Origin of the sequence: Xanthomonas cannabis (assembly GCF_040616535.1) — a bacterium.
GTDB classification, from domain to species: Bacteria; Pseudomonadota; Gammaproteobacteria; order Xanthomonadales; family Xanthomonadaceae; genus Xanthomonas; species Xanthomonas cannabis.
The window spans coordinates 1911207-1928382 of the sequence record NZ_CP136580.1 but is presented as its reverse complement, the minus strand read 5'-3'; the positions used below and the strand labels follow the sequence as shown (position 1 = coordinate 1928382).

14 protein-coding genes are annotated in these 17176 nt (G+C 67.4%); 10 read left to right on the top strand and 4 right to left on the bottom strand.

Annotated elements, in window-relative coordinates; translation table 11 throughout:
- The first annotated feature begins 70 nt into the window (after positions 1 to 70).
- Both msrP and msrQ read left to right on the top strand, forming a co-directional pair.
- Positions 71 to 1039 (top strand): protein-methionine-sulfoxide reductase catalytic subunit MsrP, encoded by a 969-nt coding sequence (gene msrP, locus RZV17_RS08315; protein WP_184370065.1) that lies wholly within the window; start codon positions 71 to 73, stop codon positions 1037 to 1039.
- A gap of 136 nt (positions 1040 to 1175) precedes the next feature.
- Entirely contained in the window at positions 1176 to 1832 is a 657-nt protein-coding gene (gene msrQ / locus RZV17_RS08310; protein WP_355608537.1) for a protein-methionine-sulfoxide reductase heme-binding subunit MsrQ, read from the top strand.
- Here the strand turns inward: msrQ and RZV17_RS08305 are convergent.
- Complete coding sequence (locus tag RZV17_RS08305) at positions 1774 to 2583, bottom strand: FHA domain-containing protein (protein ID WP_166743192.1); 810 nt, start codon at positions 2581 to 2583, stop codon at positions 1774 to 1776. The two genes, msrQ and RZV17_RS08305, sit on opposite strands and share 59 nt — an antisense overlap.
- 235 nt (positions 2584 to 2818) lie before the next feature.
- Here RZV17_RS08305 and RZV17_RS08300 point away from each other — a divergent pair, with 235 nt between their 5' ends.
- The 3 genes from RZV17_RS08300 to RZV17_RS08290 all read left to right on the top strand — a co-directional run bounded on the left by RZV17_RS08300 (position 2819) and on the right by RZV17_RS08290 (position 5153).
- Positions 2819 to 3094, top strand: coding sequence for a polyhydroxyalkanoic acid system family protein (locus RZV17_RS08300; RefSeq protein WP_039412646.1), 276 nt, complete (start codon positions 2819 to 2821; stop codon positions 3092 to 3094).
- A 165-nt stretch (positions 3095 to 3259) separates the two neighbouring features.
- Positions 3260 to 3817 carry a phasin family protein gene (locus RZV17_RS08295; protein WP_047696562.1) on the top strand — a complete coding sequence of 186 codons (558 nt, stop codon included), beginning with the start codon at positions 3260 to 3262 and terminating at the stop codon, positions 3815 to 3817.
- 349 nt (positions 3818 to 4166) lie between these two features.
- Entirely contained in the window at positions 4167 to 5153 is a 987-nt protein-coding gene (locus RZV17_RS08290) for a restriction endonuclease (protein ID WP_355608533.1), read from the top strand.
- A gap of 283 nt (positions 5154 to 5436) precedes the next feature.
- On the opposite strand, the gene hutC is transcribed toward RZV17_RS08290, so the two are convergent.
- Positions 5437 to 6174 carry a histidine utilization repressor gene (hutC, locus tag RZV17_RS08285; RefSeq protein WP_179455096.1) on the bottom strand — a complete coding sequence of 246 codons (738 nt, stop codon included), beginning with the start codon at positions 6172 to 6174 and terminating at the stop codon, positions 5437 to 5439.
- A 15-nt stretch (positions 6175 to 6189) separates the two neighbouring features.
- Entirely contained in the window at positions 6190 to 7587 is a 1398-nt protein-coding gene (locus tag RZV17_RS08280; protein WP_355608530.1) for a formimidoylglutamate deiminase, read from the bottom strand.
- Between the two features lie 60 nt (positions 7588 to 7647).
- Between RZV17_RS08280 and hutI the strand changes: the two genes are divergently transcribed.
- The 5 genes from hutI (at position 7648) to RZV17_RS08255 (ending at position 14122) form a co-directional block, all read left to right on the top strand.
- On the top strand, positions 7648 to 8853 hold the full coding sequence (hutI, locus tag RZV17_RS08275; protein ID WP_104580079.1) for an imidazolonepropionase: 1206 nt from the start codon (positions 7648 to 7650) through the stop codon (positions 8851 to 8853).
- Between the two features lie 15 nt (positions 8854 to 8868).
- Positions 8869 to 10410, top strand: coding sequence for a histidine ammonia-lyase (hutH, locus tag RZV17_RS08270; RefSeq protein WP_355608526.1), 1542 nt, complete (start codon positions 8869 to 8871; stop codon positions 10408 to 10410).
- Positions 10411 to 10594: 184 nt separating this feature from the next.
- Positions 10595 to 11452 (top strand): N-formylglutamate deformylase, encoded by an 858-nt coding sequence (gene hutG, locus RZV17_RS08265; protein ID WP_355608523.1) that lies wholly within the window; start codon positions 10595 to 10597, stop codon positions 11450 to 11452.
- Between the two features lie 16 nt (positions 11453 to 11468).
- Entirely contained in the window at positions 11469 to 13148 is a 1680-nt protein-coding gene (hutU, locus tag RZV17_RS08260; protein WP_355608520.1) for a urocanate hydratase, read from the top strand.
- Between the two features lie 245 nt (positions 13149 to 13393).
- On the top strand, positions 13394 to 14122 hold the full coding sequence (locus tag RZV17_RS08255) for a hypothetical protein (RefSeq protein WP_355608517.1): 729 nt from the start codon (positions 13394 to 13396) through the stop codon (positions 14120 to 14122).
- 450 nt (positions 14123 to 14572) lie between these two features.
- On the opposite strand, the gene RZV17_RS08250 is transcribed toward RZV17_RS08255, so the two are convergent.
- Complete coding sequence (locus RZV17_RS08250; protein WP_355608514.1) at positions 14573 to 17047, bottom strand: membrane-bound PQQ-dependent dehydrogenase, glucose/quinate/shikimate family; 2475 nt, start codon at positions 17045 to 17047, stop codon at positions 14573 to 14575.
- Positions 17048 to 17176 lie beyond the last annotated feature (129 nt).

Sequence of the window (17176 nt, the reverse complement as noted above, 5' to 3'; positions counted from 1 at the left end):
GTGACAGCCGCGGGACGAACTTCTGCCCCGGTCGGCTACTCTCACGCTGCAGCCATTGCCGGAGCCTGCCATGTCGTTTCGCACTGCTTTCAATCTGCCGTCCAGCGAGATCACCGATGAGGCCGTTTACCGCGACCGTCGTCGGCTGCTGCAACTGCTTGCGCTGACGCCGGCACTGGGCGTGGCCGGCTGCGCCGAGGCCGACCCGCCGCCACCGCCCAAGACGGTGGTGACCCCGGCGCAGGCGCGCAGCGGATTTCGCACCGCCGAGGAGTTGACCAAGCTTGAAGATGTCACCAGCTACAACAATTTCTACGAATTCGGTACCGACAAGACCGACCCGTCGAAGGCCGCCAAGACACTGAAGCTGTCGCCGTGGTCGGTGAAGGTGGGCGGCGAATGCGAAAAGCCCGGCAGCCTGTCGCTGGATGAATTGCTCAAGGGCGTCACGCCGGAAGAACGCATCTACCGGCTGCGTTGCGTGGAAGGCTGGTCGATGGTGATCCCGTGGACCGGCGTGCCGCTGGGCGAGGTGCTCAAGCGTTTCGCGCCGACCTCCAAGGCCAAGTATGTGGCGTTCACCACGCTGGCCGACCCGCAGCAGATGCCGGGTGTGCGCTATCGCTCGATCAACTGGCCGTATCGCGAGGGCCTGCGGATCGACGAAGCGATGCACCCGCTGACCTTGCTGGCCACCGGCCTGTACGGCAAGCCGTTGCCGCAGCAGAACGGGGCGCCGCTGCGCCTGGTGGTGCCATGGAAGTACGGCTTCAAGAGCATCAAGTCGATCGTGGAAATCCGCTTCGTCGAGAAGATGCCCGAGACCGCCTGGCACGAACTGCAACCCTCCGAATACGGCTTCTTTTCCAACGTCAACCCGGCGGTGGATCATCCGCGCTGGAGCCAGAAGACCGAGCGCCGCATCGCCGGCACTGCCAGCAAGCTGTTTGCCGAACGCATCGCGACCAAGCCGTTCAATGGCTATGCCGATCAGGTGGCGTCGTTGTACGCAGGCATGGATCTGAAGAAGTGGTTCTAGGCAACACGCACTCCGGTATCGACCGGTCGTAGGAGCGCACCCGGGCGCGACAGGCCTTACCGGTAAGGCCCGTCGCGCCCGGACGCGCTCCTACGCTTCATGCCCACGCGGCGTCGCTCCCCTTCTTCGAGATGGCATGGCCAAGACCTCCATTGCATTGATCGCCGCAAAGACTGCGGTACACGTTGCCGCACTGGCGCCGATGGCGCTGCTCTGTTGGCAGTTCTGGCAGGTGTGGCAGAACGGCAGCGATGCACTGGGCGCCGACCCGGTGGCCGAGATCGAGCACCGCACCGGCCTGTGGGCATTACGGTTTCTTCTGCTCACGCTGGCACTCACGCCGTTGCGCCAGCTCACCGGCCAGGCGGTGGTGATCCGCTTCCGCCGCATGCTGGGGCTCTACGCATTCTTCTACGCCAGCGTGCATCTGCTGGTATACCTGACCCTGGACCTGCGCGGCTTCTGGACGCAGATCTTCGAAGAGATTCTCAAGCGTCCCTACATCACGGTGGGGTTTGCGGCCTGGCTGCTGTTGCTGCCGCTGGCGATCACCTCGACCCAGGGCTGGATGCGCCGGCTCAAGCGCAACTGGGGCCGCCTGCACCAGTTGATCTATCCGATCGGCGTGCTGGCGGTGCTGCATTTCTGGTGGCTGGTGAAGTCCGACATCCGCGAACCGGCACTGTATGCCGGCATCCTGACCGTGCTGCTGGGCTGGCGGATCTGGAAAAAGCTCAGCGCGCGCCGAACCACAGCAAGGCGCTCAGCGCCGCCGCCAGCAACACCGCGCTGAGCAGCAGCCAGGGCCAGCGTGCGACCTTCATCGGTGCGCGCGCCGGCGCGGCGGTGGCACGCGGCGGCGGCGGCGGTTCGGAATCGGGAATGTCCCAGGTGGTGCCGTGATGGATGCGCGGGACTTCCACCACGAAGCGGTGACGCGCATCGAACACGACCTGGTCGCCGGCCTGCAACCAACCATCGCGCACCTGCACGCCATTGATCCAGCTGCCCTCTTCCGACCCCAGGTCGCGCATCAGCACGCGGTCGCCATGGCGTTCCAGGCGCGCGTGCTGGGCGGCGAACGCGGGGTCGTCGATGACGATGTCCGACGCCGGGTCGCTGCCGACCAGGCGTGAGCGGTCCAGGGTGAAGCTGCGTCCGTGGTGACGCCCGCCCAACCCGCGCAGCAGCAGGCAGACCTCGCTCAGGCCGGCATTGTCCTCCGGCGCATCGTTGGCCGGCGCGCTCGACGGCGCGCTGCGCAACAGCATCTCCACACCGTCGGCGTAGATCGCATCGCCGGGACGCAGCAAGGCCATGCGCCGCACCGGGCGTCCGTTGACGTGGATGCCGCGGATGCCATTGGCCACCTGCAGCCACAGGCCACGCTGGTCCAGGCAGAACTGCGCCAACAGCAGCGCACCCTGCGCATCGGCGACCACCCGCACGCTGCCGGAGGCATGACGGACGATCCGGTGGACGCCGGGCGTGAGGGAATGATCCGGCTGCTGCCGGTGGGTGAAATGAACTTGCAGGTCGCGCACCCGCCGCAGCCTAGCAGGTTTGCCGCCAGCAGCGGCCAACCCGGCACCTTGCACACCGCCGGAGGGCGGCGTCAGGCTGTTGTGCAGCGAAGCGTACGCGCTGGAAATGCGCGCATCGGCACCGACGCATATGTCTCCACGATGCCGCCTGAAGCGCGGCGCGAGCGGTCGCACTTGGAGCCGGACGCGCGCATGCGCACAATGCGCGCCTACTTTCGTCTCACCCAGGCAGCTCATGTCCAGCATCGATATCCGCCACGACCATTCCCTGCCGCCGGCCCAGGCCCGCGCGGCGATCGACGAGGCGGCGCGCAAGCTGACCGATCGCTACGGCGTCGCCTCGCATTGGGAAGGCGACACCTTGCGCATCGCCCGCGCCGGTGTGGATGGTGCGATCACCTTGCTGCCGCAGCAGGTGCACGTGACGGCCGAGCTCGGCTTCCTGCTGTCTGCCGTGCAGCCGATGGTGGAATCGGAAATCCGCCGCCTGCTGGCGGAAAAACTCGCCTGAGCCAGCGCTTCGCGCAGGTTTGCCGCTTCAGCGACAAGTCACCCGCCCAGCATGCGATGGGCGGATGCTTGGGCCAGGCCTGATCGGGTGGCGCTTCACCTGCCCGATGCAGGACCGGCACTAGGGTGAACGCAACGTCACTTTGGCAATCGACAGGAGCATTCCATGACGACCGGATACGACCAGAACGGCAATCGCGACCACACGGCGTCGGGCTTCCAGGCCCAGGCAGAACAGATCTCGCGCCGGCTCGGCGAATCGGCGCAGACCGTGTGGCTGGCGGGACTCGGCGCGCTGGGCCGCGTGCAGAGCGAAGGCGGTAAATTGTTCGACTCGCTGGTCCGCGAGGGCGCTGCCTACGAGCGCACCGGCCAGCGCAAGGCGGCCGAAGGCGTGGACGAGCTGCGCGAAGAAGTGGAGACCCAGTTCGAGCAGGCACGCGACACTGCGGTGCGCGGCTGGGACAAGTTGGGCAAGGCCTTCGACGAGCGCGTCAAGGGCGTGCTGCGCACGCTCAACATCCCCGAGCAGGAAGAACTGGAAACACTTCGCCGTGAAGTGGAGTCGCTGAAGGCACAGGTGCGGGCCAATACCGCCGCGACCAAGCGGGCCAACCGCACGGCCAACCAGGCCGCGCAGGCTGCCAGCAGCGAGACGACCAGCGCAGGCACCACCGCCGGCACCTCGCAGACCGGCAATTCGGCGGCTTTCGACGGGGAGTGAACTGCGGGAAGGGGTTGGCCTGGAGAACTACATGCAGGGCGTCGCACAGACGCCCGTCCACGGCCGACGTCATGCGGAGCCGGGTCGCCCCGGACCGCACCGGGGTCAAGCGATAGCCGCGCCGCCACCGTGTTGCAAAGCAGCATGGTTTTACAGACAATCGGGGACGACCCGCCAGTCCTGTATTACGAAGTCCGTTTGCTCCCCTCCCCTCACGGCTTCAGACTGGCGGGTCTTTCGTTGCCTGGGTCACGGCTCGTGACATCGCCGCCCGCGATCCATTGACGAATCCGGTACGAAGGATTCTTCTAGGCGCATCGACTCGTAATACGCGCCATCCCTTCGCTTGATGCTTATGCCTTCCTGGATTCTGGCGCTCCTGGCTGCACTGCTGCTGTGGTTGGCGGTGTGCGCTTACTTCTGGCTGGTGCGGCGTCGCGCCAACGAAACCGACGAAGGCATCCGTGCGCTGGCCGCCCTGCATTGGCGCGACTTCTCCGCAGTGGTGCTGCGGGTGCTGCAGGACCAACGTGGCTGGCAACCGACCCAGCTACCGCAGGACGGCCTGCCCACCGCCGATTTCATGATGCAGACCGATCACGGCACCCGCCTGGTGGCCTGCAAGCATGGCCGCGGCTATCGCATCGGCGTGGCTGCAGTGAACGAACTCGGGGCGATGGCACGGCTGGCCGGCGCTGGCGGCGGGGTGATGGTGACCGAAGGCCGCATGGAGCGCGAAGGCCTGGCTGCGGCAGACAAGCAATCCATCGAAGTGCTGGACGGCACGCGCCTGTGGCCCTTGCTCAAACCCTATCTGCCAGGCGATGTGGAGACCCGCGTGGTGACCCTGGCGCGGCGCCGCGCGCTCCGCCACAGCGTCATTGCCGGTGCCGCCCTGGCCACGCTTGCCCTGGTGGCGGTGCTGGCACTGCACCCGCCCGAGCCACAGCCGGCACCGCCCGTTGCGGCCTCGCGGGCGGGCGCAACGCCGCCGAGCCCTCCCGTTGCAGCCGCCATGAACGCTGCACAGCCCGCAGCGACGGCAGCGCCAGTCGGCGCCGCGACGGCAACCAGCGCAGAGCCGGATGCCGACACCCTGCAAGGCTATCGGCGCGAGGTGTCGAGGGCATTGGCGCAGACGCCGGGCCTGGTGCGCGGGATCTGGATCACCCAGGCGACGCTTGCGGTGGATCGCGCGGTGGACGATGGCGCGGCATGGCCGCTGATCTGCCGCGAACTGCAGCGTTACCCCTATCTGCGCACGGTGCGCGTGCAGCTCAACCCCCGACCGGGCGTGGACGAGCCGGTGCGCTGGCGGCAATGCACCACGATCTGATGCGGGTGCACCGCGATGGTCTGCCAACCCGCCGGTAAACATATCGGGACGTCGGATGTGGGCACGCGCGAGTCCAGTCGATCCCGCGCTGATCTGTGGGCGCGGCTGGGCGATGACTGCGACGCGCCTCCCGTCATTGCGCATGCAGCGGCCTGCCATTTACGACAGCTGGGCCAGGCGAGCCGGGCTCTCGATGCCGCCGTGCACACCGGCGTTGCAGCGACTGCGTTCTGCAACGCGATAGGCCCTACGCGGGAGCCGCGCGCGAGGCTCCAGTACAGCGTCAGCGCATGCCCGGCGCAAACCGCGCCACCAGATCGTAGGAGCCGCCCAGAAACAGCTGGCGCACATAGGTCACCGGTTGCTCGCCACGCCAGGTGTGGCGGTCGATCACCAGACAGGCCGCGCCTTCGTCCACCTGCAGGCTGCGTGCCTGCGCGGCATCGGCGCTGACTGCGCTGATGCGGTGTTCGGCACGCGTCCACGGTACGTTGCGCAACAGCCAGCTGCCGGGAGCGAGCGTGGTGAATGGCTCATGCAGGGCCTCGGGGACGGTGGTGACATCGATCACGCGCTGTTCCAGCGCAAAAGGGCTGCCATCGGCCAGATGCAGGCTGTCCAGCGCGAGCAGCTTGCCGGTGCTGCCCAGCGCGCGCTCCTGCGGCACGCGCCGGCGCACAGTGCGCAGCCGCCGCGACAACAGCGAAAACGCGTAGCGATGTCCGCGCGTGGTCATCTCCACTTCAATATCCGGGATCGAGAGCGCCACCTGCTCCAGATGCGGATGCGGGCGCGCCACGAACGAGCCGGTGCGGCGGCGACGCTCGATCATGCCGGCGTCGGCCAGCAGGCCGAGCACCTTGTTGACGGTCATGCGCGAGCAGCCGTACTGCGCCATCAGTTCATGCTCGGGCGGGATGCGGTGCCCGGGTGGCCAGTCGCCGCTATGAATGCGTTGCTCCAGATCCTGCCGGATGCGGTGATGCAAGGTGCCGGGCGCGGCGATGGGGGTGGCGGTCAAAGCGGAGGTCTCCGGTCAGACCTGCATTGTGCGCGCATCGGCTCCCTTGCCCAGCACTGTGCGCAACACCTGTGCAAACCGCGCGGCGATGCGTGCGCGGTCGATATGCCGGCCATCGCGCACCACCGCACGCCCGGCGCGCCAGACGGTACGGACCGCCCCCGCGCGCGTGGCGAACACCCAGCTGTCCAACAGCGCGTCGTCGTCGCGCGCGAGCAAGGCCGGGTGCGAGGTCTCCAGCTCCACCAGATCGGCCGCGGCGCCTGTCTGGATTCCGTGCACCGCGCTGCCCAGTGCCTGTGCCGCACCCCTGCCGGCCTGGTCGTACAACCAGCGCCCGCTCGACACATCGGCGGGCGCCAGCACGTTGCGCGCCTGCACGCTGAGCCGCTGGCCATATTCGAGCAGGCGCAGCTCTTCGGCGGCATCGATCAGCACATTGGAATCCGAACCCACACCGAAGCGGCCACCTGCGGCGGCGAACACCTGCATCGGGAAGATCCCATCACCCAGATTCGCCTCGGTGATCGGGCATAGCCCGACCACCGCGCCGCGATCGGCAATGGCCTGCACTTCACTGCCGGTGACATGCGTGGCGTGCACCAGGCACCAGCGCGCGTCCACCGGCGCATTGGCCAGCAACCAGTCAACCGGGCGCTGGCCCGACCAGGCCAGGCAGGCATCGACCTCGCGCTGCTGCTCGGCAATGTGGATGTGCACCGGGCCATCGGTCAGCGGCAGCAGTGCCATCAGCTGGTGCGGCGTGACCGCGCGCAGGCTGTGCGGCGCCAGGCCGAGCACGCCGTCGGGCAGCGCAGTGAGGCTTTGCCTGCAATCGTCGAGCAGCCGTGCGAAGCCGTCGATGTCGTGGATCAGGCGCTTCTGCGCCGCGCTGGGTGCGGCGCCGCCAAAATCCGAGTGCGCGTAGAACACCGGCAGCAGGCTCAGCCCGATGCCGGTACTGGCAGCGGCAGCGACGATGCGCCCGGACATTTCGCCGGCATGCGCGTAAGGCGCGCCGCCGGGGCTGTGGTGCAGGTAATGGAATTCGCCGACGCGGGTGAAGCCGCTTTCCAGCATCTCCACATACGCCTGCTCGGCGATCGCCTGCAGGCTGTCCGGGTCGAGCCGGTCGACAAAGCGGTACATCAGCTCGCGCCAGCTCCAGAAGCTGTCACCGCGACGCCCACCCACTTCGGTCAGGCCGGCCATGCCGCGCTGGAAGGCGTGGCTGTGCAGGTTGCCCAGGCCGGGCAGCAGCGCCCCGGCGCGTGTATCGGTGGCAGCCACCGCGGTATCGGCCTGCACCGACACGATGCGCCCCTGCGCCAGGCCGATGCGCACACCGCTGGCCCAGCCGCCTGGCAACAGGGCCCGCGCTGCCCACAACGCTTGTACCGGCTGGTCTGCCACTGGACACCCTCGATTGACGAACTTATTGTATATACATATCAGACACCACGAGCCTGCGCCATGCATTGCGACGTTCTCTGGCACAACGCGCAGCTGATGACCCTGGATGCTCCAGGCGGCGGTCTGGGGCGGGTGGACGATGGCGTGGTCGCCTGCCTGGACGGCCGCATCGTGTATGCCGGCCCGGCCGCGCAGGCGCCGGGGTTCGCAGCGGCCACCACGCACGACTGCCAACGACGCTGGATCAGCCCGGGCCTGATCGATTGCCACACGCACCTGGTGTATGCCGGCAACCGCGCCAACGAATTCGAGCAACGTCTGCGCGGCGCCAGCTACGCCGATATCGCCGCAGCCGGTGGTGGCATCGTGGCGACCGTGCGGGCCACCCGCGCTGCCGACGATGCCGCCCTGCTCGCTGCCAGCCTGCCGCGCCTGGATGCACTGCTTTCCGAAGGAGTGACCACGCTGGAAATCAAATCCGGCTACGGGCTGACGCTGGAGGACGAAACCAAGCAACTGCGCGTGGCGCGCGCGCTCGCCGGCCTGCGTCAGGTCGAGGTGGTACCGACGTTTCTCGGTGCGCATGCGGTGCCGCCGGGCAGCGATGCGCAGCCTTACATCGATGCGGTCTGCACCCGGATGATTCCGGCGATTGCCGCGCATGGCCTGGCCGAAGCGGTCGACGTGTTCTGCGAGCACCTGGCGTTCACGCCTGCCCAGGCCGAACAGGTCTTTATCGCCGCGCAGGCGCACGGGCTGGGCATCAAGATCCATGCCGAGCAGCTGAGTAACCAGCATGGCGCGGCGCTGGCCGCGCGCCATGGGGCGTTGTCGGCCGACCACATCGAATACCTGGACCAGGACGGCGTGGCCGCCATGGCCGCTGCCGGCACCGTGGCGGTACTGCTGCCCGGTGCGTTCTATTTCACCCGCGACACCCAGTTGCCGCCGATCGACGCCCTGCGCACGGCGGGGGTGCCACTGGCCCTGGCCACCGACTGCAACCCCGGCACTTCGCCGCTGACCAGCCCGCTGCTGGCGATGAACATGGCGGCCACGTTGTTCCGCATGACCGTGGACGAATGCATCGCCGGCTTCACCCGCGAGGCTGCGCGTGCGCTCGGCCGCAGCGCGCGGTTGGGCCGGTTGCGCGCCGGCCTGGACTGCGACCTGGCGATCTGGGACATCGATGCGCCGGCCGACCTGGTCTATCGCATGGGCTTCAACCCGCTTCACGCCCGCGTCTGGCGCGGGCATTCGACCTGATTCACTGGAGTTGTCATGAGTGCTTCTGTTGTCTTGCAACCCGGCCACGTGACGCTGGCGCAGTGGCGTGCGCTGTATCGCGGCGCCGAGGTGAGGATGGACGACGCCTGCGCGGCTGCGGTGCTGCGCAGCGCACAGACGGTGGAGGCCATCGTCGCGCGTGGCGAGCCGGTCTATGGCGTCAACACCGGCTTCGGCAAGCTGGCCAGCGTGCGCATCGAGCGCGACGACCTGCAGACCCTGCAGCGCAATATCGTGCTGTCGCATGCGGCCGGCGTCGGCGAGCCCACGCCGGTGCCGGTGGTGCGGCTGATGATGGCGCTCAAGCTCACCAGCCTGGCGCAGGGTGCGTCCGGCGTGCAACCGGGCACGCTGGCATTGCTGGACGCGATGCTGCATGCGGGCATCACTCCGGTGGTGCCGTGCCAGGGGTCGGTCGGGGCGTCCGGCGATCTGGCGCCGCTGTCGCATCTGGCGGCAGTGATGATCGGCGTTGGCGAAGCCTTCGTCGGCGGGCAACGGTTACCTGCTGCCGACGCGCTTGCACACGCGCAACTGCAACCGCGCGTGCTTGGCGCAAAGGAAGGCCTGGCGCTGCTCAACGGCACGCAATTCTCCACCGCCTGCGCGCTGGCCGGCCTGTTCGAGATCGAAACCGTGTTGCAGGCCGCACTGGTGACCGGTGCGCTGTCGGTGGAAGCGGCCAAGGGCTCGGATACGCCGTTCGATGCACGCATCCACGCACTGCGCGGGCAGCCGGGGCAGATCGCGACCGCCGCGGCGTTGCGCGCATTGATGGCCGATTCGGCGATCCGCGAATCGCACCGGCGCGGCGATGTGCGCGTGCAGGACCCGTATTGCCTGCGCTGCCAGCCGCAGGTGATGGGGGCAGCGCTGGACATCATGCGGCAGGCCGCGCGCACGCTGGAAATCGAAGCCAACGGCGTGTCCGATAATCCGTTGGTATTCAGCGACACCGGCGAGGCGCTGTCGGGCGGCAACTTCCATGCCGAGCCGGTGGCCTTTGCCGCCGACATGCTGGCGATGGCGGTGTGCGAGATCGGCTCGATCAGCGAGCGCCGCACCGCGATGCTGGTCGATCCGGCCTTGTCCGGTCTGCCGGCGTTTCTCACCCCGCGCCCGGGTTTGAACTCCGGCTTCATGATTCCGCAGGTCACCGCCGCGGCCCTGGTGTCGGAGAACAAACAGCGCGCCTACCCGGCCAGCGTGGATTCGATTCCAACCTCCGCCAACCAGGAAGATCATGTGTCGATGGCCGCGCATGGTGCGCGCCGTCTGCTGGCCATGGCGGAAAACGCCGCGCACGTGATCGGCATCGAGCTGCTGGCGGCGGTGCAAGGCTGCGACTTCCATGCGCCGCTGCGCTCCAGTGACGCACTGGAAGCGGCACGCGCATTGCTGCGGGCGCAGGTGCCCACGTTGCAGGACGATCGCTACTTCCACCCGGACATGCTGGCCGCCAGCGCACTGGTGCGGTCGGGCGCCCTGGCCGAGGCGGTGGCGATTGCGTTGCCGGGTGTGGAGCCGCAGGCATGATGCGGCGCGTTGCAGCTTACCTGTGCAACATTCCGGCGCCATGCGATGCAGCCGCGCGCGCATGCGCAGGATCTGCGGGCACTGCGTTTGGCTGCTGCGTCCAGCGCGAAGCCGGCCTGCATGCCACTGATTGCTGCCGCCGGCCGCACTCGCTCGCCGCTGCGCGCATCACCGGAGCGCAACGATGAGTGCCCTGCCCGGCTGGCTGGAGATCCACCGCGGCAACGCCCCCCTGCTGATCAGTTTCCCGCACACCGGAACCGAGTTACCCGATCTGGTTGCCGGCCAGTTTGCCTCGCCGTGGCTGGCGCGCCGCGATGCAGACTGGTGGGTGCATCAGCTCTACGATTTTGCGCAGTCGCTGGGCGCCACTACGGTGCGCACCACGATCAGCCGCTCGGTGATCGACGTCAATCGCGACCCCAGCGGCGTTTCGTTGTATCCGGGCCAGAACACCACCGGCCTGTGTCCGCTGACCACCTTCGACAATCAACCGCTCTATGCCGAAGGCCAGGCGCCGGATCAGGCACAGATCGACCTGCGCCGCACCCGCTGGTTCGACCCGTACCACGCCGCGCTAGCCGACGAGATTGCGCGCCTGCGCCAGCAGCACGCAAGCATCGTGGTGTACGACGCGCATTCGATTCGCTCCTTCATCCCGCACCTGTTCGACGGCGAATTGCCGCAGTTCAACATCGGCAGCAACGACGACCGCAGCTGCGACCAGGCGCTGGCCGACGCGGTGGAGCAACTGTGCCGCAGCAGCGGCTCCAGTACGGTACGCAACGGGCGTTTCAAGGGCGGCTGGATCACCCGCCATTACGGGCAACCCGACCAAGGCGTGCACGCCCTGCAGATGGAGCTGGCCTGCCGCGGCTACATGCGCGAACCCGACACCATCACCCCGGACAACTGGCCCACTCCGTGGCAGCCGGTGCACGCCGCTGCCTTGCGCGCGGTATTGCGGCACGTGCTGCTGGCCTGTCTGGCATTCGCCAACGCACCCCGAACCGACACCACGCCGCACGCGGCCCACCGTTGATTGCAAGGAACCCGGCATGACCCGTCACGATGCTACCCGCGTCATCCGCGCTGCCACCGGCACCACGCTCACCGCCAGGAGCTGGCTCACCGAAGCCCCGCTGCGCATGCTGATGAACAACCTGGACCCGGACGTGGCCGAGCGCCCGCAGGAACTGGTGGTGTACGGCGGCATCGGCCGCGCCGCGCGCGACTGGGAATCCTTCGATGCGATCGTGGCTGCGCTCACGCGACTGGAAGATGATCAAACCCTGCTGGTGCAATCGGGCAAACCGGTCGGCGTGTTCCGCACCCACGCCGATGCGCCGCGCGTGCTGATCGCCAACTCCAATCTGGTACCGCGCTGGGCCAATTGGGACCACTTCAACGCGCTGGATCAAAAAGGCCTGGCGATGTACGGGCAGATGACCGCCGGCAGCTGGATCTACATCGGCGCGCAGGGCATCGTGCAGGGCACCTACGAAACCTTCGTGGAAATGGGCCGCCAGCACTACGGCGGCAGCCTGGCCGGCAAGTGGCTGTTTACCGGTGGCCTGGGCGGCATGGGCGGCGCGCAACCGCTGGCGGCGGTGATGGCCGGCGCGTCCTGCCTGGCCGTGGAATGCCGCCGTTCCAGCATCGACATGCGCCTGCGCACCGGGTATCTGGATACCTGGACCGATTCGCTGGACGAAGCGCTAAGGCTGATCGAGGAATCGTGCACAGCGAAGACGCCGCTGTCGGTCGGCCTGCTCGGCAATGTCGCCGACGTCCTGGACGAACTGCTGCTGCGCGGGATCAAGCCGGACCTGCTGACCGACCAGACCTCCGCACACGACCCGGTCAACGGCTACCTGCCGCAAGGCTGGAGCGTGGAAGAGTGGGACGCAAAGCGCGTGAGCGCACCGAAGGAGGTGGAAGCCGCCGCGCGCGAGACGATGGCCAACCACATCCGCGCCATGCTCACCTTCCACGCGCTCGGTGTGCCCACCGTGGACTACGGCAACAACCTGCGCCAGATGGCGCTGGAACAAGGGGTCGACGATGCGTTCGACTTCCCCGGCTTCGTCCCCGCCTACATCCGCCCGCTGTTCTGTCGCGGCATCGGCCCGTTCCGCTGGGTCGCGCTGTCCGGCGACCCGGAAGACATTGCCAGGACCGATGCCAAGGTCAAGGAACTCATCCCCAACGATGCGCACCTGCATCGCTGGCTGGACATGGCGGCCGACAAGATCGCCTTCCAGGGCTTGCCCGCGCGCATCTGCTGGGTCGGGCTGGGCGACCGCCATCGGCTGGGGCTGGCCTTCAATGCGATGGTGCGCACTGGCGAGCTCAAGGCGCCGGTGGTGATCGGCCGCGACCATCTGGATTCGGGCAGCGTGGCCTCGCCCAACCGCGAAACCGAGGCGATGGCCGACGGCTCCGATGCCGTGTCCGACTGGCCCTTACTCAATGCCCTGCTCAACACTGCCAGCGGCGCCACCTGGGTGTCGCTGCACCATGGCGGCGGCGTCGGCATGGGCTTTTCGCAGCATGCCGGCATGGTCATTGTCTGCGACGGCAGCGAGGCGGCCGACAAGCGCCTGGAGCGCGTGCTCTGGAACGACCCCGCCACCGGCGTGATGCGGCACGCCGACGCCGGTTATGCGATTGCACGGGATTGCGCAGACGCACAGGGACTGGATTTGCCCGGGATTACGGGCAAAAGAGGTCAATGAGATCTGCGATCGTTTGAATAGCCACGGATTGCGCCAGCGGCCGGGCATGGAGCCGCCGCCCTTCCCACGGGGGGTTATGGCCGCACCGGCGTCGACTGATCCCTCGCCCCTCGCGGGCGGGGCTGAACGCGCTCGGCGTGGGCAAGGCCGACCTCACGCCTGACCACCGCATCACACTCCCGGCGATTGCCCTCAAGAACGCCGCTGCCTGGCCGACAAGGTATGCAACGTTTCGAGGAATCTCCATGGGCATCTTGATCTACCTGGTGCCTGCATTCGCACTCTGGGCCCTGATCGCCACGGCACTGGCATTCGTCCGCGGCCGCCAGCTGCGCGCCGAGTCCGGCCAGCTTGCCAGCACCCAGGACAGCCTTGGCCGCTACCAGGCAGCGCTGTCGCAGCTGAAGGCGCGTGCGGCGGCCAGCGCGCTGGAGCTGGAATCGCTGCAGCGCAGCTACGCTGTGCTCAAGCAGTCGCTGGACCAGCAGGAGCAGAACGCAGCCGGGCAGCAGGACGCCGCGGCCACCGAGGTGATCCCGATGGTGATGGTGCAGCGGCTGGATATCGCCAACGAGATCGGCACCCTGTTTGCGCATGTCGCCCGCGTGGCACGCAGCCTGCGTCGCTACAGCGCCTACAGCCGCGGCCACAGCGCGCCGGAGCCGAGCACCGCGCGCTACGACCTGCACTGGCTGGCGGACTGCCTGCACAGCTTCGATCAGATCGGCCACGCGCTGGTACGCGGCAATGTGGCGGCCTTGATCACCGCGTGCCAGGATCTGCTGTCGATGTACGACCATTATTTGAAGGACGGCTCCGGCTACAACAGCCGTGACACCTTCCAGCGCCTGAGCAGCGATGTACCACTCTCCGAAGCCACCGATGCCATCCGTTCCATCATCGTCAAGGCGACGCTGGCGCAGGATGTGCGCGATGCGGTGCGGGACGATGAGGTGGCGGCGAACGTTGGCTGAATCGGGAATCGGGAATCGGGAATCGGGAATCGGGAATCGTAAGAGCGTACGGCCTGATGCATCCCGATGTGGCGTTACGCCTATTGCCGAGGATGCGTACCGTGCGAATTAACAGTGAATCGGGAATCGCAGGAGCGTACGGCCTGATGCATCGCTGATGTGGCGTTGCGCCTCTCCACGAGGATGGCGTCTCGAGCGAATCAAGCGTTTTAGCCCCCGTGATTTTCTGCAAAAAGCGCACCGCTTGCGGTGCGCTTTCTTTGTTTCATGCTTGGGCATTCTGGAGCAGCCGACGAGTGATGCAGACGAGCGTGGTTGCGGGCGGCCGTGCGCCTGGTCGCGCCATATATGCATCGGCGCATTCCGATTTCAGACACCGGCCGCGCGGCTCGGCAGCCACGCAGCCGTGTCATCGCCGGCTTTACCAGCGATCTTCGATCGCCCCCAGCATCATGGCGCCTGCTGCGGTAGCGCGTAGGCCACCAACGCATCGCCTGCCGGGGTCTCCATGAAATGATGCCCGCCGGCCATGATGACCAGATATTCGCGGCCGCCATACGCGTACACCATCGGGTTGGCCTGGCCGCCGGCTGGCAACTTGGCATGCCACAGCTCCTTGCCGGTGGCCAGATCGATGGCGCGGATCAGGTCGTCGGTGGCGGCGGCGATGAAGATCAAACCGCCTGCCGTCACCACAGCGCCGCCGTTGTTGGGCGTGCCGATCTCGATCGGCAACCCGGAGCGGATGCCGAACGGGCCATTGCCGCGTGCGCTGCCGAACGGGCGGTCCCACAGCGTCTTGCCGCTGGCCAGATCGATGGCGCGGATGCCGCCGTACGGCGGTTCCTTGCACAGCAATTTGGTGAACGGCAGCCGCCAGCCGGCGTTGACGTTGATCGCATACGGCGTACCCGCCTGCGGGTCGCCCGCGCCTTCTGCGCCACCGGCATCGCCACGTACCTCGTCGCGCGGTGCCCAGCCCAGTTTGTCGGCCTTGGCGCGCGGCACCAGCAGGTTGTAATTGGGCATGTCGTTGTAGTTGGCCACGATCACGCCGCGCTGCGGGTCGACCGCCACGCTACCCCAATCCGAACCGCCGTTATAGCCGGGGTATTCGATCGAATGGCGCTCCGCTTCCGGCGGCGTGTAGATGCCCTTGTAGCTGGCGGTGCGGAACTGGATGCGACAAACCAGCTGGTCGATCGGGGTCATGCCCCACATGTCGCGCTCGGTCAGATCCGGCTTGCGCAGCGTGTGATACAGCGAAAACGGCTGGGTCTTGGCGCGCATCTGCGGCTCCACGCCGCCGCCCGGCACCGCACGTTCTTGCACGCCCACCAGCGGCTTGCCGGTGCGCCGGTCCAGCACATACAACTCGCCCTGCTTGCTCGGCAGCAAGACCGCCGGCACGTTGACGCCGTCCTTGGGGAAATCGATCAGGCTTGGCTGCGAGCCAAGGTCGTAATCCCAGGCATCGATGTGGGTGGTCTGGAAATTCCACGCCGGCTTGCCCGTGGTCACATCCAGCGCCACCAGCGAGGTCGCGTAGCGATTCTCCTGCGGCGTGCGCGAGCTGCTCCAGTAATCTGCGGTGGAATTGCCCATCGGCAAATACACATAGCCCAGCTGCTCATCGGCGGCCGCCGTGGTCCACATGTTGGGTGTGCCACGCGTCCAGCTCTGGCCCGGCGGCGGTGCACCGTTCCAGTCCGGATGCGTCATATCCCAGGCCCAGCGCAACTTGCCGGTCACTGCATCGAAGCCTTCGATCACACCGGAAGGCTCGTAACGCCTCTGCCCGTCGAGCACCTGATGGCCGGTGACCACCACGCCACGCACGATGGCCGGTGGCGAATTGATCGACACATAGCCCGGCGGCGTCTGCCCCATGCCGACGGTGATATCGACCTGCCCATTGCTGCCGAAGTCCGGGCATGGCGTACCGCTGCGTGCATCCAGTGCGATCAAGCGGCCGTCCAGCGTGCCTTCGATCACCCGCGTGCGGCACAGCGCTGCCGTTGCCGTTGCCGTTGCGTCTGCAGTGTTGGCGGCTGCCGGCACTTCGTAATACGACACCCCACGGCAGGCCGCGGTGTATGGAATCGCCTCGTCCTTGACCTTGGGATCGTAGCGCCAGCGTTGCTTGCCGCTGGCGGCATCCAGTGCGATCACCTGGTTGCGCGCGGTGCACAGGTACAGGCTGTCGCCTACCTTCAGCGGCGTGGTCTCCGCGCCCCAGCGCTTGCTCGGCAGATCGCCGGTATGGAATACCCACGCCTGCTGCAACTGCGCCACATTGTCGCGATTGATCTGCTGCAGCGGCGAGTAACGTTGCCCGGCCTGGCTGCGCCCGTAGGCAGCCCAGTCGCCGTCGGCAGGTGCGTTCGCCGGCTGTGCGCCAGGTGCCGCACCCGGGGCGGATGCAGTGCGATTGAGCAGACCACCCACCATGCCGGCCGCCTGCGCCAGCGCGCCATCGGCTTCGGTAACGCCGTGCGGCACGAAGGCCAGCACGAAGGCGACCACGAACACTGCCGCCAACGCGCCCGCCACGCTGCGCGAGACCGCGCGCGACACCGGGCGTTGCAATTTCGGGAGCAACAGCGCGAGCACGAATGCCAGGCCGACGATCAGGCCCAGGCGCGGCACCCAGCGCCAGTAATCGCTGCCCGATTCCCACCATGTCCACAGCAGCGAACCCACCACCACCGCAGCAAACCACCATGCGCCCGCATTGCGGCCCCACACCAGCAAGACGCCGGCAATCACCATTGCCGCACCGGCCGGCAGGTAATACCAGGAGCCACCCAGCGCGGCCAACCACACGCCACCGGCCAGCAGTACTGCGCCCAGCACGGCAATCACACCTCCCAATATCGCCAGCGCCCAATGGCCGCGACCGGAAGGACGATCCAGAATCGTCATCACTTGTTCCTCTTCGACTCAGCGGCAACGCAACGCCGCCGCACCGCCAACCACCTTCGGCCCGCGCGGGTGAAAGAGCCGCCTTTTTCGCGACAATCGGTCGAGGACACTGCGTTGCAGATGTCATGG

Bases quoted from the DNA above. Each gene is read 5' to 3' on its own strand.
- msrP (WP_184370065.1), top strand. From the start codon at position 71: ATGTCGTTTCGCACTGCTTTCAATCTGCCGTCCAGCGAGATCACCGAT.
- msrQ (WP_355608537.1), top strand. From the start codon at position 1,176: ATGGCCAAGACCTCCATTGCATTGATCGCCGCAAAGACTGCGGTACAC.
- RZV17_RS08300 (WP_039412646.1), top strand. From the start codon at position 2,819: ATGTCCAGCATCGATATCCGCCACGACCATTCCCTGCCGCCGGCCCAG.
- RZV17_RS08295 (WP_047696562.1), top strand. From the start codon at position 3,260: ATGACGACCGGATACGACCAGAACGGCAATCGCGACCACACGGCGTCG.
- RZV17_RS08290 (WP_355608533.1), top strand. From the start codon at position 4,167: ATGCTTATGCCTTCCTGGATTCTGGCGCTCCTGGCTGCACTGCTGCTG.
- hutI (WP_104580079.1), top strand. From the start codon at position 7,648: ATGCATTGCGACGTTCTCTGGCACAACGCGCAGCTGATGACCCTGGAT.
- hutH (WP_355608526.1), top strand. From the start codon at position 8,869: ATGAGTGCTTCTGTTGTCTTGCAACCCGGCCACGTGACGCTGGCGCAG.
- hutG (WP_355608523.1), top strand. From the start codon at position 10,595: ATGAGTGCCCTGCCCGGCTGGCTGGAGATCCACCGCGGCAACGCCCCC.
- hutU (WP_355608520.1), top strand. From the start codon at position 11,469: ATGACCCGTCACGATGCTACCCGCGTCATCCGCGCTGCCACCGGCACC.
- RZV17_RS08255 (WP_355608517.1), top strand. From the start codon at position 13,394: ATGGGCATCTTGATCTACCTGGTGCCTGCATTCGCACTCTGGGCCCTG.
- RZV17_RS08250 (WP_355608514.1), bottom strand. From the start codon at position 17,047: ATGACGATTCTGGATCGTCCTTCCGGTCGCGGCCATTGGGCGCTGGCG.